The following is a 15,631-nucleotide window of genomic DNA, read 5'->3' as shown; positions in this document are numbered from 1 at the left end:
GGACAGGCTATTCTCTCTCAGTTCACGCCATCTCTGAGTAAAGCTGATCTGAAAAGAAGTATCTGCCCAGATTTGTTGCCACCAGAATGGAGGTTGCCAGAAGTCATCCTCATTGATTTCATATTCGATGTGCCAGCCGTCATCATAGGCACCTTTGTAATAGTTGGCATTGCCGAAAGCGAGATTATAGTCCCAAATAGGTCCCGCATATACTTTGGGATCGTTCGAATCCTTATCTTTGTAGAGGAAAGTGCTCAATCTGTAGGCGTCAACATTTCTGGCGACTTCACTGATGAGTATATGGTCAACGAATGACCCCATGTTAATACGACTTTGATACCCTTGCTCTGGATCATTATAGTTATCCTCGTTCATAACAGATTCAAAATCGTGGATTAAGCGTTCGATATAATCCTTCTGTGCAACAGTGATCTTGTTCGCTTTCGGGTAGTGATACTGATAAAAAACAGATTGCCATGCTTCCGCATAAGGTGAGAAAAGAGATTCCCAGCCATCATTATTCTCTCCATCCCACTTGTCAATCTTGATGATGTATCCTCCAGTTAAATCATCACCCGCGGTCTCGTTCGCATTCAATTTTGAGATATCGATCCTATTCTTGTCCCGTTTTATTTTCTCCATGAAGACATAAAGACCTTTATAGTCACCGTTGAGAAACAGTTCGCAGAATCGTGTCCTACTTGTATACCGACCTGTCTCTCTGTATAGTTTATAAGCGAGACAATTCCTTATGAGAGACTTGTCAGAGTAAGGTGCATACAGAATCCAGTCATTTTCCTCCAGAAAACCGAGAAGCGGAACATTCAAGTTGTCACCGTCCTCATCCCTGGTCTCAACAGCATACTGCTTCTTAGGGAACATCTGTGAACTGGAACCCCTGATCTCAATTCCGATATACCCGTCGTATTCATTGAAATTGTCCGTGATAAGGTTCCTCTTGCCTCTGCCTTTGTAGATCACCCCCATATGTCCGGTAATTTTATCCTCATCGATGATCTCTTTGCCATCCGTATCGATGACAACAATTGGCAGGGTGGATGAGAAATCTCGCCCTGATCTGCCATTAGCAGCTAGAAAAACACATAAGCCTAAAAGGCAGGCAAGGACAGTTTGATACTTCTGAGTCATCCGCTCAGTACTCATTTATGCTTCAAGAAAACACATTGTGTGACTTTATAGTTTAACTATCATTGAGTAATCGCGCCAATTGAAGCTTAGTCTGAGGATTCACTGCGGTTTGGCTTGCCAGACGTAGCGAGGCATAGACTGGTACGCCCGACAGGATTCGAACCTGTGGCCTTCGGCTCCGGAGGCCGACGCTCTATCCAGCTGAGCTACGGGCGCCTATGTTAATTTACGGAGTGAATGATGAGAATCTGACTAACTAAATCATCATTCTTCAATCATCAATCGAAAATCCCAGTGCTGCTTCCACTGTATTCTCGACCAGCATAGCGATTGTCATAGGTCCTACACCTCCAGGAACAGGCGTCACCGCACCGGCGATTCCCTGAACGGAGTCAAAATCAACGTCTCCCACCAGTCGGTAACCCTTCTCAGAATCATCTGCCACCCTGTTGATTCCCACATCAATGATTGCAGCACCAGGCTGGATCATGTCACCGGTGATCATTTGTGCAACGCCGACGGCGGCGATTACGATATCAGCCTGCCGTGTGAACGATCCAATGTCCGGAGTCCTTGAATGGCAAATGGTCGTTGTCGCATTTCCTGTGGGAGTCTTGAGACTGAGCAAGAGAGACATGGGTCTTCCGACGATGGTGCTCCTCCCTACTACTACAACGTGTCTTCCTTCAGTGGCTACTTCGTTATACTGGAGTATCCTCAGAATACCCTTTGGCGTGCAAGGAATGAATCGCGGTGATCCTGCAGCAAGTCGTCCAAGATTGACCGGATGGAAACCGTCCACATCCTTTTCGGGTGAAACTTCGTACAGGATTTTATCTGAATCGAGCTCTCTGGGCAACGGCAACTGAACGAGAATGCCATGAAATAGTGGATCACTGTTCAACCGTCTGATTTCAGCCAGCAAATCAGCCTCCTCTATATCAGCAGGGAAACGGATGGTCTCGGAGTGCAGTCCCAGTTTATTGAATCTTCTCGTCTTACTCCTCACATAAACTTGAGAAGCAGGATCCTCTCCCACGAGAATCGCCGCCAGACCCGGAACCGTGCCGTTAGATTTTACCTCTTCTACTTTAGTCTGCAGATTAGCATAGACATCTTTTGCCACCTCCTTGCCGGAGAGAACCTGGGTTTCTATTCGATCTAACATAATATTTCTCCTTAAATGTTAAAACGGAGGCGATTTTAGTAAATTCAATCAGGCAATTACTATAGCACGCTAGAGTGCTATCAACCTGATACTAGAGATTCATCCAGGATTTCAACGAGGGCCGCCGCCTTATCTTCAACCTGATCGATCACATTCTTTTTCTCCCGCTTTGAAGAGAAGAGGTCGTCTGTAATGCTCATGGCAGCGAGGATGGCAATTCTAGTACTGGACTGAGCTGAAGGAAGGGTATCCTCCACTTCCCGCATTTTCTTATCGACGTATTGGGCGACATCTGCAATATAATTTGAATCGGCATGTGCTTTTACCGTGTATTCCTGACCGAAGATGGAAACTCGGACCAGATTTTCCTGGGGATCACTCATAGCAACCTCACTATTTCAAAACGGATGGCAAGTTAAAACTCATCAAGAATTTCAAGCAGATTCTCAATTTTGCTGATGATCTTTTCCCTAGTTTCATCGGGGATCACCACACTTTCACCGCCGGACGGGGTTCTTGAACGGATGATACTCAACTCTTCGGAGAGCTGCTTTATCCGTTTTTCTAATGATTGGAAATTTGGGAGAGACAGTTCCATAACTTAACGTAATTTAGCACTGAATCGTTTTGAAGTCTCGGAAATTATTCCAGCGACAATATCGTCAACTTCCTCGTCTTTTAATGTTCTTTTATCATCCCTGAAGAACAGGCTGAAAGTGACACTCTTCTGATCTTTTTCGATCTGGTCACCTTCATAGAGATCATAAAGAGACAGCCGCGTCAGGAGGTCAGTGCCGTTTTCTCTGATCACCTTTTCTATCTCTCCTACAGGATGTTTGTGCTGCAGGAGGAATGAAAGATCTCGCAAGATCCCAGGGTGTTTTGGAGGAGGCTGATGTATAATATTCTTTGACATCTTCTCTCTTATCCTTTCGAGTGAAAGGCGAAAACCGAACAGTGGCACCTCGATGTCGTAATAGGCCAAAGCATCTGCTGAAAAAAGGCCAAACTCCACTAGATACTCACCTGCTCCATTGATGAGAACTTGACCGGGGTTAAATAATTGACGGCTGTTGCTAGCGCTTACACTATAGTCCTTAATACTGAGGAATCTCGCCACCGCATCTGCAATTCCCTTTACAGTGTAAAAATCGGCAGACTCCTCCCCCCTTTTCCACTGTCGGGGGATTTGATTGCCACAAATAATTCCGGCTAACTGTTCAGTCTCTTCACATCCTGTCTTGGATTCTGAACTTGCCGCGAATATCATTCCATGCTCAAAGAGAGAAAGATCATTTTCTCCGCGTTTCAGATTGTGGCTAACAGCTTTCAGCAGTCCGGGAAAAAGTGATGTCCTGAGGACCGCCATATCACGGCTGATAGGATTCTGGAGTTCCACTGCACCACTTGCTGTAAAATGTCCGGCCTCACGCTTGTGAATGAGACTGTTGGTAGAAACTTCATTGAATCCCAATCCGACGAAGAATTGCCTCAATTCATCCAGATAATCTCCGGGATCCCACGTTACATCAGACAGATATCCCGCGTACGATAAATCTGAATCAATACGGCTGAAGCCGTAAACCCGGACAAGCTCTTCTGTTAGATCGATTTCTCTTTCAAGATCAGGGCGAAATGTGGGTGGGGTACAGTTGTAACCGTCATCTGTTGGGGTGTACGATATACCTAACCCTTCAAATGTTTGTTCAATAAATAAAGTTTCAAAATTGATGCCGGCTGTTGCCGAGGCGACGTTTGTGCGGAAGCGAATTGGAGAAATTTCAATCTGTTCGGGATAAGCATCCACAATTCCGCTACTGATTTCACCACCCGCAATCTCTGCCAGCATGGAGGCCGTCCTGTTCAGAGCTGTGATGAGTCCTTCGTAATCTGTACCGCGCTCAAATCGTTTGGATGCCTCAGTACTCAAACCGAGCGCTTTCGAACCTTTGCGCACCGTCACAGGATCAAAAAAGGCGCTTTCGATGAGAACATCCGTTGTCGCATCTGACACTTCGGAATTCTCCCCTCCCATCACTCCGGCCAGTGCAACAGGTTTTTCCCCATCACAAATCAGAAGATGGTCCGCTGTAAGTTTCTGCTCCTCACCGTCAAGGGTAGTAATTGTTTCCCCTTTTTTGGCAAGCCTGACGATTATCTTTGCTCCAGCGATCTGCAGCAGGTCGAATGTGTGCAGGGGGTGTCCAAGTTCAAGAAGGACATAGTTAGAAACATCAACAATATTATTGATACTTCTAATTCCTCCCATTTCAAGCCTCTCCACAATCCACTGGGGCGAAGTGCTGACCTTGACGTTCTTCACCACGCGGCAGGCATAGCGGGGACATTCTTTCTTGTCGATGATTTCGATAGCAACATCATCATGGGCCTTCTGATCATTCTCTTTCAGCGTGAACTGCGGCGGGCTCAACGTTCTTCCCGTAAGGACGGCAATATCCCTTGCAACCCCGAGATGAGACATACAGTCGGGTCTGTTTGGTGTCAATTCAATATCGAGAGCTCTTCCATCCAAAATAACGTCTGATTCAAGACCTGAATTGGTCAGCAGATCAGCCAGTTCTTCAGGAGAGAGGTCGATGTCGACGTAGTCTTTCAGCCAGTCAATAACGATAATCATACGAACTGCCTCAGGAAACGGACGTCGCCGTTGAAGAAAAGCCTGATATCATCAATCTGGTACTTTAACATGGCCAGTCGTTCAATGCCCATACCGAATGCATAACCGCGACACTCTTCAGTATCGTATCCTACGAATTCATACACTTTAGGATCTACCATGCCGCAGCCCAGTATCTCCAGCCATCCCGTCTTTTTACATAGAGAACACCCTTTTCCGCCGCAGACTATACATGAGATATCCACTTCTGCACTCGGCTCTGTAAAGGGAAAGAAACTTGGGCGAAATCTTGATTTTACATCAGAGCCGAAAAACTGGTGGTTAAAGTATTCCAGTGTACCCTTCATCTCGGCGAAAGAGACGTTCCGGTTGACATATAATCCTTCCACCTGGTGAAACATGCAGTAGCTACGAACGCTAATGGCTTCATGGCGGTAAACGCGCCCAGGACAGATAACCCGCACAGGCGGATCCTGATTCTCCATCACATGAATCTGAGTATTAGATGTATGAGTTCTGAGAACTACATCAGGGGACACATAGAAGGTGTCCTGCATATCGCGGGCGGGGTGGTGCTTGGGAATATTCAATGCTTCGAAGTTGTGGTAGTCGTCATCTACTTCAGGACCGTATGCCACGGCAAAACCGATGGAGGCGAAGATTCTTTTCACTTCATGGAGAGTCTGCTCAATGGGATGAAGTGAACCGAGGGGAAAATAGTCTCCCGGCAGAGACTGATCTCCCACGCCAGTCTCCACCCCGATACCTGTCTGCACCCCACTTTGTAACGATTCCAGCGATTCGATGAGGTCTTGCTTCAACTGGTTGAGAAGCTGCCCCAGCTTGGGTCTGTCTTTGGCATCAGCCTGGCCGAGTTGTGCAAACAGTGCTGCCACCGCTCCCTTTCGACCCAGATATTTTATACGCAGATTCTCTATCGTCTCAGGCCTGTTCGTATCGGCAGAGTCGATGGCCTGCTGGAATTCGGCTCGAAGTGCGGCTATTTCATCAGACAAGAACATTTAATAAGGGTTTAGGGTGAAATAGAAATTAGCTTTATTCCTCTAATCGTAAAAGAGAATCCGCCGGATAATACAGCGGATTTCATGTGCTACAAAAGTGCGGGATAGAGTACGAATTATAACCGTGGGATAAAAGTCTTTTTACCTCAAGCTTTCCCCATTACCGTAGTGACGATTTGCGAAAATGCAGCGGGCTCACTGACAGCAATATCCGAAAGCATCTTCCGGTTGATCATGACATCTTTAGCTTTGCAAGCAGCTATCAGGGCAGAATATGTGGTACCGTTGAGACGGGCCGCGGCATTGATCCTGGTAATCCATAATCTTCTCATCATCCGTTTTCTCTGTCGGCGGTCCCTGTAACTGTAGAGCATCGCCCGGTCAACAGCTTCTTTAGCTGTTCGGAAGAGGCGGCTGCGGGCCCCGTAGTAACCTTTGGCCTGTTTGAGTACCTTCTTATGCCTCTTGCGTCGTGCAACTGAACTAGTGACTCTTGCCATTTCTGACTCCTAAATTCCAAGCATCTTTTTGACGCGTTTTTTATCGGCACTACTAACATTGTCGCCGTGTCGCAGATTGCGTTTGCGATCCTGGCTCTTTCTCGTGAGAAGATGAGCTTTATTAGCTTTATTCTTGCGTACTTTACCGCTTGCCGTCACAGAGAACCGTTTCGCTGCACCACGCCGTGTCTTCATCTTTGGCATATTTAAACTCCTCTATTTTGGCGTCAGCATCACCGAAAAACGACGACCTTCCAAAGCTCCCCTCTTTTCCACTTCAGCACAGTCCGCAAGCGTTTCAATGACGCGCGATACAACATTCTCGCCTAAATCCTGTCTTGACATTTCCCTGCCTCGGAACATGATGGTTACTTTTACTTTGTTCCCGTCGCTAATGAACTTTCTTGCATGTCTAACCTTAGTTTCGAAATCATGATCGCTTATTTGGGGGCGAAATCTAACCTCTTTTATTTTAATTACATGCTGTTTTTTCTTGCCTTCATGCTGTTTTTTCTTGGTATCATATTTCAGTTTGCCATAGTCCATGATACGGCAGACAGGCGGATCAGCTTTAGGTGCAACTTCAACCAGATCGAGACCAGATTGTTGTGCCCGATCGAGCGCCGAGTCAAGATCGACAACGCCCAACTGCTCCCCGTCTTCAGCGATAAGGAGAAGCTCTTTTGCACGGATACGTCCATTTACTCTGATTTTTTCTACTTTTGCGATATCTCTTGCCTCCTTTTGTTTTTGATTTCACGTTTCAGGTCGTCCACTATTTCGTCCACCGACTTTTCGCCCAGATCACCTGTAAACCTTCTCCGGACAGAAACGGTGCCTTTCTCAGACTCCCTTCCTCCAACAATAAACATAACGCTAATCTTTCTCATTTCGGCATTCCGGATTTTGGCACCGATCTTGTCAGAGCGACTGTCAACCTCAACTCGAAAACCTTCAGCAGTCAGCTGCTTACTTAACTGCTCCGCATAATCGATAAATTTATCAGATACAGGTAGAATGATGATCTGTGTCGGTGCCAGCCATAGAGGAAAATCACCGCCGAAATGTTCGATTAAAAATCCAATAAAACGTTCATGAGTACCGAGCGGGGCCCTGTGGATACACAGTGGCGTTTCTTCTTCGTTTTTCTCGTTTGTATAGGTTAAATCAAATCTTGAGGGAATAGCGAAATCAACCTGATTGGTTGCAAGGGTAAATTTTTTCCCGATAGCGCTCCAAACCTGGACATCAATTTTGGGTCCGTAGAAAGCTGCTTCACCGGGAATTTCAACATAATTGATATTCCCTTCATCCAATGCTTCACGTACAGCCTGTTCAGTCTTAATCCAAAGTTCCGGTTCATTGACATATTTATTTCCTAATCCATCAGCTGAATGAACGCATAAATCCATCTCGTATTTTTCAATTCCAAAGATAGAGAAATATTCCATGTAGATATTACTAACGGCCAGAAATTCTTCCTTTAACTGATCTTCTGTACAGTAGATGTGTGCATCATTCATCTGCATACTTCGTACTCGCATCAGTCCAAAGAGCTGACCGGATTTTTCGTACCGGTAACAGGTACCATATTCGGCTAACCGAACGGGTAAATCGCGATAACTTCTGGGCGAAGAAGCATAGATTTTGTGGTGATGAGGACAATTCATCGGTTTGATATAATAGTTAACCCCGTCCACATCCATGGCGGGATACATACTGTCTCTGTAATGTTTCAGATGCCCGGATTTTTCATATAATGTTCCCTTAGTTATATGTGGTGTCCGTACGCGCTGGTAACCCGCCTTTTTTTCGGTCTCCCTGGCCAGATTTTCCAGTTCATCGATAATGATAGCTCCGTTAGGAAGCCATAAGGGAAGACCGGGCCCTACTTCATCATCGAAGGAAAATAATTCAAGTTCTTTGCCAAGTTTGCGGTGATCACGTTTCTTGGCTTCCTCGAGAAAGTGAAGGTACTGCTTCAGCCGTTTTTTTGTAGCGAAAGCGGTCCCATAAATTCTCTGCAGCATTTTGTTACTTTCATCACCGCGCCAATAGGCTCCTGCCGTATTAAGGAGTTTAAAGTGCTTGATGAAGTCAGTTGACGGAACGTGTGGTCCTCGGCACAAATCCGTAAAGTCTCCCTGGGTATAGGCAGATAAGGATTCGTCGTCAGCAATTCCATCTACAATCTCTACTTTGTAGCTCTCGCCCATTTTCTTAAAAAGTGATAGTGCCTCTTTCCTCGGAAGCTCCTGACGGTCTATAGCCAAACCTTCAGCGGCGAGTTCTCTCATCCGCTCCTCAATCTTGGAGAGATCTTCATCAGTGAATGGTATTTCCATGTCGAAATCGTAGTAGAATCGATTTTCTATAGTAGGACCAATGGTTACCTTGGCTTCTGGATAGAGTTGCTTGACAGCCTGTGCCATCAGGTGCGCCGTGCTGTGCAGGAGGATTGAATGACCTTCATCCGAATCGGCTGCGACAGCCTCCAACTCCCCATCTTCACTTACCCCTCGATGCCAATCCCACAACTGACCGTTCATCCTGGCAGCGACGGCGTTGCCGGTTGATTTTGGAGCTATATCTTGGAGGATTTCAGATGCAGGGGTATTGGCAGGATAAGTGTTCGGATCGTATCCAGGTACGGTAACCGTAATCTCTTTCATAAATGTCTTTCATCTGTCAACATCAAACTTATTGTGGGCGATACTGGACTTGAACCAGTGACCTCTTGCATGTCAAGCAAGCACTCTAACCAACTGAGCTAATCGCCCCGAAAGCGTGGCGAATTTAGACTGTGATCGTGGGAAAATCAATACAATGGTAGCTTCTGGTAGTACTAGAATTCAGCAATGTTCAATGTGTTATCGTACGCAATCTTGTCGCTCAGAACTTCAATTGTCTTCAGAATAACCGGATCATCATCAAATGATGATTCAATCCTTGCCGATATGCCACCAATGATAGACGACATTTCTCTTTCAAGTCCGAGTGCTAGATATTCTTTCTCATTCTCAAAAAGATTGTCTTTTGATCTATCAAAATAGTTGTGCAGCACAGTGAGTGATTGTTTAATGCGGAGGTCTTCAACTGCAATACTGTCCAACTCCTCTTCCAAGGTGGTGAATTGTTTTTCCCCCTTCAAACTGAGTTTCACCTTTTTGGTATCAACGAATTGTCTGAATTCTTCCAGCATGGCATCATCCACAGAAACAGGCATGACCGGATCGTGATCTGCAAGATAGACTGTACTGAACTGAAAGAAGAAACCTCGTCGCCAGCATTCGCGCGTCAGTGGCGGAATCTTCATCTGTTCTACCGAGATATCGGGTGTTATTCCCCCTTTGGCCGTCACTCTCCTGCCGTTCATGGTGGAAAAAACGGAATCCTCCTCCGTCCAGCCGATTACTATCTCTTTATCTACATAACCCGGCTTCTGGATCAGTCTGCCAGACGGGATGTAATATTTTGCCGTTGTCAGCTTCAGCGACCGGTCATCATCGATGGAGTAAATAGATTGAACCAGTCCTTTGCCAAACGATTGGGTTCCAATAATTATACCCCGGTCGAGGTCCTGAACGGTGCCGGCAATAATTTCACTTGCTGAGGCGCTGCCACCGTCGATGAGAATAGCCAAAGCGATGGAAGAGTCGATAACAGGATCAATCTGAGAGACAAATTCCCTTTCAGCCTCCTGATTACGCCCGCTGGTAGAAAGAAGAGGATCTCCTTTGTCGGTCACCATCTCCAGGATTCGAATGGCTGCGTCCAGAAGACCACCTGAATTCCCCCTCAAATCGAGAACGATCTTGTTTGCGTCTTGCTCTTTGAGATTCTTCAGTGCTTTCCTTACTTCTTGGGGGGAGTTCTTGGAAAAGCGGGAAAGACGAATATAGCCCACGTCATCCTGCACGATGCCGGCAAATGATACATCTTCAACGGTGATGACAGCTCTGGTCAGTTCAAAGTCGAGATTCTCGCTCTCGCCATAGCGCAGTATCGTCAAAATAACTTTCGTGCCTCGTTTGCCGCGAATCCGGCTGGCGGCGTCATCCAGATTCATATCGTATGTTGACTCACCGTCAACGGCAATTATCTTGTCACCCGGCAAAATCCCACTTCGTTTTGCTGGCGAATCGTCCATGGGAGAAATGACCGTCAGAGAATCATCCCGTTCACCCAATTGAATTCCGACACCGCCGTAATTACCTTTGGTCAGAAGGTCAAGATTGTGATTATCGGTCTCTTCAAGATAAACCGTGTAGGGATCCAATTCTGCCATCATCCCCTTCACGCCTGCCTCCGCCAACTTTTTGGGATCAATCTGTTCGGCGTAATGGGTCATGATACGCTTGTAAACCTCAAAGACGAACTTCCAGTTATCCGAGATGTCACGGTAAAGATCACTCCTGCCGATAAGTAACGAAGATACCCCCACTATCATAATTGTGATAATCAGGACTGATCTCAGCCTTACGTGTTGTCTAATCTTTGTCATCCTTTTTTTCTATTTCCTTTCTGATAGTGTTGTGAAGTGAATTGACATCAGCTGTGCCATCAAGAACAATATATCTTGCCGAATACTTTTGCGCAAGGGTCAGATAACCGTCTTTTACACGTTTGAGAAACGTAGTTCCTTCCTCCTCCATTCTGTCGAGTGTTTTGCCTTTCATGCGTGCCATAGCCTCGTCAACCGGGATATCGACATAAAAGGTAATGTCCGGTGTGATTGCCGTGCTGTTGATCTGTTGTAGCCATTCGACGGGAAGCTGACGACCGTAACCCTGATAGGCAAGCGTAGAATCGAGATAGCGATCACATAGGACTACCTTTCCTGATTCAAGAGCGGGGACAATGGTCTCCAGCGTCAGCTGTGCCCTGCTGGCTGCCAGAAGAAGCGCTTCAGTACGTTTACTCATCATACGGTTGTCTGTACTTAACAGTACCTCCCTTATCCTTTCGGATATATCAGTTCCACCGGGTTCCCTCACAGAGATCACATCTTGTCTGATACTCTTAAGATGATTCTCAAGCAGATCGGCCTGGGTCGACTTGCCACAGCCGTCAATTCCTTCAAATGTGATAAAAATTCCGCTCATCGCTGACACAGTCAATCGAAATAGACATTCGGATCATCTTTGCCGATAACGATCACAATCTCTCCTTTGGGCTTCCTCCTGCTAAAATAGTCAACCGCTCCATGCGTATCGCCCCGGTATACTTCTTCGTGCAATTTCGTCAATTCACGGCAGACGGACAGAGGCCGGTTCCCCATTAACTGGAAACAGTCCTTTAACGTCTTCAACGTCCGTTCAGGTGATTCAAATATAACGATGGTTCTCTCCTCTTGCGATAACATCTTGAGACGTGATTTGCGCCCCTTCTTTCTCGGTAAGAATCCCTCAAAGACAAATCTATCTGTGGGAAGTCCAGACTGAACAACAGCGGCAACGACAGATGATGGTCCCGGGATGGATGTCACGTCCAGTCCCGCCTGAGCACAGGCACGGACGAGCCGGTAAGCGGGATCGCTGATACCCGGAGTCCCTGCATCGCTGATCAGCGCAATATTCAACCCACTTTGTAGCTTCTCGATTATTTTGGGCGTACGCTGCTCCTCATTATGTTCATGGTAGCTTAGCAGCGGCTTCTTTATATCATAGTGGGTCAACAGCTTTCGACTGTGGCGCGTATCTTCAGCGAGAATGAGATCGACACTTTTTAGAGTGTCAATTGCCCTCAGAGTGATATCGCCAAGATTACCGATGGGAGTAGCGACGATGTAGAGTGTAGCGATGGAGATCGGACCTCAGTTGCGCAGGGCGTCGAGGGACTTCCTGATAATTGAAATGCCGGTATCGATTTCTTCCTGTGATATGTTAAGCGGCGGACGAAAGCGGACGGTATGTGTCCCACTTCCCAGTATGATCGCCCCGTTCTGGAGAATGAGATTTACAACTTTATCTCTTGTATCCCCATCGGGAAGATCAAAAGCACACATGAGTCCCACTCCTCTGGCGTTTGATACAATATCGGCATAGTCGGCTTGCAAAGCTTCGATAGCGTTAAGTAGATATATACCGTTGTTAGCGGCTTGCTCAACAAGATTTTCCTCACGCATAATCTCGAGATAGATAGTAAGCCGCACCATGTCGGTAAGATTACCGCCCCACGTCGAGTTTATCCTGCTGGACTCGTTGAATACGTTATCGGGTATCTCGTCAATCCTGTCACTGCTGACAAAGCCGCACACTTGCGTCTTCTTGCCGAAGCACATCATATCAGGGGCAACGCCTGAATTCTGCCATGCCCACATTTTTCCTGTAAGACCCATGCCGGACTGCACTTCGTCAAAGATGAGCATGATTTCGTTCTCATCACAGATGGTGCGAAGCTGTGCCAGGAATTCAGCGCGGAAATGGTTATCTCCCCCCTCGCCCTGGATCGGTTCAATGATCATAGCAGCGATATCATCACCGCGTTCATGAATAGAGTTCTTTATCTGCTGCACGGCCTGTTTCTCGAGAGTCGCTACTCTCTCAAGGTTTTCATCGTTCAGCGGAAAGGTGACCCGTGGATTGACGATCCGCGGCCAGTCAAAGATGGGGAAATAGGCAGTCTTGCGTGGATCAGCGGTATTTGTGAGCGACAGAGTGTATCCTGTCCGCCCGTGAAAGCACTGCTCGAAGTGAATCACCTGTGAGCCGACTTCTGCCGCTTTGCCGTTCTTGAGGAAGTTTTTCTTCACTTTCCAGTCGAACGAAGCCTTGAGGGCGTTTTCGATGCCTAGGGCACCACCTTCGATAAAGAAGCTATGTTTGAAAACATCGGGAACAGCAATATTGAAGAATGTGTCGATACATTCGGCCATCTGCGAGCAGTAGATGTCTGAATTTGTCGGCTTATTGAACGCTGAAGATGCCAGCCGCTCCTTGGCTTCAATAACCTTCGGATGATTGTATCCCACCGGCATAGAAGCGAACATGGAGAAGAGATCGAGATACTCTCTCCCGTCGCGGCCGTCTACAACCCATGATCCGTGACTTTTTTCAAGATCGACTACCGGATCGAAGCCGTCTGTCAGAATATATTGTGCCAGAGTCTGGCGAACATCATTTGCCGATACCGTACTCATTTATTTACCTCGTTTGCAATTTTAGCCGCCCGTTTCAAGTTTATTCGCTAAAGTCGCCGAACTTAATCCCCTGGGCTAAAGGAAGTTCATCGCCCCAGTTGATGGTATTGGTCTGACGGCGCATATAGACTTTCCAGGCGTCAGATCCCGACTCCCGTCCGCCGCCTGTCTCTTTTTCACCACCGAATGCACCGCCAATCTCTGCCCCTGATGTGCCGATATTGATGCAAGCGATTCCACAGTCACTACCGGCATGAGAGAGAAATCTCTCCGCACTCTTAAGATTGGTGGTAAACATGGAGCTGGAAAGTCCCTGCGGTACATCGTTGTGTTTGGCGATGGCGTCGGGAATATCATCATACTCCATGAGATAAAGTATGGGAGCAAATGTCTCTTCCTGGACAAGCGGATAGTCGTTCTTCACCTTTACGATGGTCGGCTCCACAAAAAATCCCGGCCCGTCAAGAACATTGCCGCCGCAGACAAGTTCACCCCCCTGTTTCTGAATTTCCTCTACAGCTTCCCGGAATTCTTCCACGGCGCTGGCCGACACCATGGGACCCATGAGTGTTTCATCAGACAGGGGATCGCCTATAATAACCTGTTCATAAGCCGCCACCAGACGGTTTTTAACCTCATTGAAGATGTTTTTCTGAATGATGACGCGGCGGGTGGAAGTGCATCGCTGGCCGGTTGTGCCGACCGCTCCGAAAAGGATCGCCGGGATTGCCAGCTTCAGATCGGCTGTCTCATCAACGATAATGGCGTTATTGCCGCCCAGCTCTAGGATAGTCTTGCCGAGGCGCTCTCCTACAATGCCGCCGATCTGTTTGCCCATGGGAGTTGAGCCTGTGAAAGAAATTAGAGGTACACGACTGTCCTTTACCATTGTATCACCAATGGTTCTGCCGCTGCCGATAATGAGTGAAAAGATGGGTGGATACCCCTCCCGCTCAATGACTTGATTACAGATATTTTGAACAGCCACGCCACACAGCGGGACATCTGAGGATGGCTTCCATATGACAGTATCGCCGCAGACGGCAGCGATAAAGGCGTTCCACGACCAGACGGCTACGGGAAAATTGAACGCGCTGATGACGCCGATGGGCCCCAGCGGATGCCACTGTTCATACATCCTGTGGAGCGGTCGTTCCGAATGCATAGATAGACCGTAAAGTTGACGCGACAGACCGACAGCAAAATCGGCTATATCGATCATTTCCTGTACCTCGCCATCGCCCTCCTGCTTGATCTTGCCCATCTCGAGCGCCACAAGACTTCCGAGAGCGTCTTTCTTTTCACGAAGCTCATTAGCCATGAGACGGACCAGTTCACCGCGTTTGGGCGCCGGCACCATGCGCCACTCCTCGAAAGCGTGCTGAGATTGAAGGACAACCCTCGCATAATCTTCTTCGGAGCACTGATTGACAGAGGCGATGATTTCACCTGTGGTGGGATTGATTGACTGATTGACGCCAGCATCGGTAGTTGTGGACCATCCGTCCGGGCCGCTGCAAGCGCCAAAATTGATATCTTTGATTCCTAACTCATTCAGAAAATCCATGATCACCCCAAGTATTACAATTTTTGACGGTTAACCTTCCTGGTTTATCAAACCCCGAAGATTATTCAAAATTCATTTAATAAAGGCGGCGAAATTTAGATGGGACTTAGAGGATATTCAAGGATATTGGCGTCGAAGTTTCCGTCCCGGTTTATATCTTCCGTATCGGGATAACGGGCCCCTTCCATGGGCCGGTCAGCGGTGCCGTTCCCTTCCGTCCCGTTGATATCCTGGTATTTTTCCGGCCCTTCGGTGTCTTCCTCGCGAAAATCCAAATTGTCGGGTTTGAGTTTTGGAGCAATATTGCTCCACCTTATGCCGTTATGCTCGGGGTCTTGGGGCCCCACCCATCCTAGATAATTCACCATTTTGGGTGCCTCCTTTTGTTTTGTTAAGGGGCACCAGGAGGAGGGTAGAAACGAAAAAACCGCCCGAGGGCGGTCTCA

General features: G+C 47.3%; 15 protein-coding genes and 2 tRNA genes. All 17 read right to left on the bottom strand.

Translation table 11 applies throughout. The annotated features are described in order from the left end of the window. Positions 1 to 1,164, bottom strand: a 1,164-nt coding sequence (locus QF669_03495; protein ID MDP6456510.1) for a CotH kinase family protein, incomplete at its 3' end; no start/stop codon positions are given. 124 nt (positions 1,165 to 1,288) lie between these two features. After that, positions 1,289 to 1,365, bottom strand: a tRNA-Arg gene (locus QF669_03490). 55 nt (positions 1,366 to 1,420) lie between these two features. Further along, on the bottom strand, positions 1,421 to 2,317 hold the full coding sequence (locus QF669_03485; protein ID MDP6456509.1) for a bifunctional 5,10-methylenetetrahydrofolate dehydrogenase/5,10-methenyltetrahydrofolate cyclohydrolase: 897 nt from the start codon (positions 2,315 to 2,317) through the stop codon (positions 1,421 to 1,423). A gap of 80 nt (positions 2,318 to 2,397) precedes the next feature. Further along, positions 2,398 to 2,700: a cell division protein ZapA gene (locus QF669_03480; protein MDP6456508.1), complete on the bottom strand. Its 303-nt coding sequence runs from the start codon at positions 2,698 to 2,700 to the stop codon at positions 2,398 to 2,400. 218 nt (positions 2,701 to 2,918) lie between these two features. Then, positions 2,919 to 4,955 (bottom strand): phenylalanine--tRNA ligase subunit beta, encoded by a 2,037-nt coding sequence (gene pheT / locus QF669_03475; GenBank protein ID MDP6456507.1) that lies wholly within the window; start codon positions 4,953 to 4,955, stop codon positions 2,919 to 2,921. Further along, complete coding sequence (gene pheS / locus QF669_03470) at positions 4,952 to 5,971, bottom strand: phenylalanine--tRNA ligase subunit alpha (protein ID MDP6456506.1); 1,020 nt, start codon at positions 5,969 to 5,971, stop codon at positions 4,952 to 4,954. Before pheS ends, pheT begins: the two co-directional genes overlap by 4 nt. A gap of 152 nt (positions 5,972 to 6,123) precedes the next feature. Beyond that, positions 6,124 to 6,477 (bottom strand): 50S ribosomal protein L20, encoded by a 354-nt coding sequence (gene rplT, locus QF669_03465; GenBank protein MDP6456505.1) that lies wholly within the window; start codon positions 6,475 to 6,477, stop codon positions 6,124 to 6,126. Positions 6,478 to 6,486: 9 nt separating this feature from the next. Beyond that, complete coding sequence (rpmI, locus tag QF669_03460; protein MDP6456504.1) at positions 6,487 to 6,681, bottom strand: 50S ribosomal protein L35; 195 nt, start codon at positions 6,679 to 6,681, stop codon at positions 6,487 to 6,489. Positions 6,682 to 6,693: 12 nt separating this feature from the next. Then, a complete protein-coding gene (gene infC / locus QF669_03455; protein ID MDP6456503.1) occupies positions 6,694 to 7,188 on the bottom strand; it encodes a translation initiation factor IF-3 in 495 nt (164 codons plus the stop codon). Positions 7,189 to 7,193: 5 nt separating this feature from the next. Further along, the gene (gene thrS / locus QF669_03450) at positions 7,194 to 9,149 is read right to left on the bottom strand and encodes a threonine--tRNA ligase (GenBank protein ID MDP6456502.1); all 1,956 of its coding nucleotides are present in this window, start codon (positions 9,147 to 9,149) and stop codon (positions 7,194 to 7,196) included. Between the two features lie 34 nt (positions 9,150 to 9,183). Further along, positions 9,184 to 9,257: transfer RNA gene (locus QF669_03445), tRNA-Val, on the bottom strand. 65 nt (positions 9,258 to 9,322) lie between these two features. After that, complete coding sequence (locus QF669_03440) at positions 9,323 to 10,981, bottom strand: S41 family peptidase (GenBank protein MDP6456501.1); 1,659 nt, start codon at positions 10,979 to 10,981, stop codon at positions 9,323 to 9,325. Continuing rightward, positions 10,968 to 11,582 carry a dTMP kinase gene (gene tmk / locus QF669_03435; protein MDP6456500.1) on the bottom strand — a complete coding sequence of 205 codons (615 nt, stop codon included), beginning with the start codon at positions 11,580 to 11,582 and terminating at the stop codon, positions 10,968 to 10,970. The genes QF669_03440 and tmk overlap by 14 nt, the downstream gene beginning before the upstream one ends. A gap of 11 nt (positions 11,583 to 11,593) precedes the next feature. After that, positions 11,594 to 12,280 carry a 16S rRNA (cytidine(1402)-2'-O)-methyltransferase gene (rsmI, locus tag QF669_03430; GenBank protein MDP6456499.1) on the bottom strand — a complete coding sequence of 229 codons (687 nt, stop codon included), beginning with the start codon at positions 12,278 to 12,280 and terminating at the stop codon, positions 11,594 to 11,596. Between the two features lie 12 nt (positions 12,281 to 12,292). Further along, positions 12,293 to 13,618 (bottom strand): L-lysine 6-transaminase, encoded by a 1,326-nt coding sequence (gene lat / locus QF669_03425; protein MDP6456498.1) that lies wholly within the window; start codon positions 13,616 to 13,618, stop codon positions 12,293 to 12,295. Positions 13,619 to 13,658: 40 nt separating this feature from the next. Continuing rightward, on the bottom strand, positions 13,659 to 15,185 hold the full coding sequence (locus QF669_03420) for an aldehyde dehydrogenase family protein (protein ID MDP6456497.1): 1,527 nt from the start codon (positions 15,183 to 15,185) through the stop codon (positions 13,659 to 13,661). Positions 15,186 to 15,280: 95 nt separating this feature from the next. Beyond that, on the bottom strand, positions 15,281 to 15,553 hold the full coding sequence (locus QF669_03415; GenBank protein MDP6456496.1) for a hypothetical protein: 273 nt from the start codon (positions 15,551 to 15,553) through the stop codon (positions 15,281 to 15,283). Positions 15,554 to 15,631 lie beyond the last annotated feature (78 nt).

The sequence above is a fragment of the Candidatus Neomarinimicrobiota bacterium genome (genome assembly GCA_030743815.1).
GTDB lineage: Bacteria > Fidelibacterota > Marinisomatia > Marinisomatales > S15-B10 > UBA2146.
The sequence above is the reverse complement of the archived record's forward strand: the minus strand, read 5'-3'. Positions and strand labels throughout refer to the sequence as shown.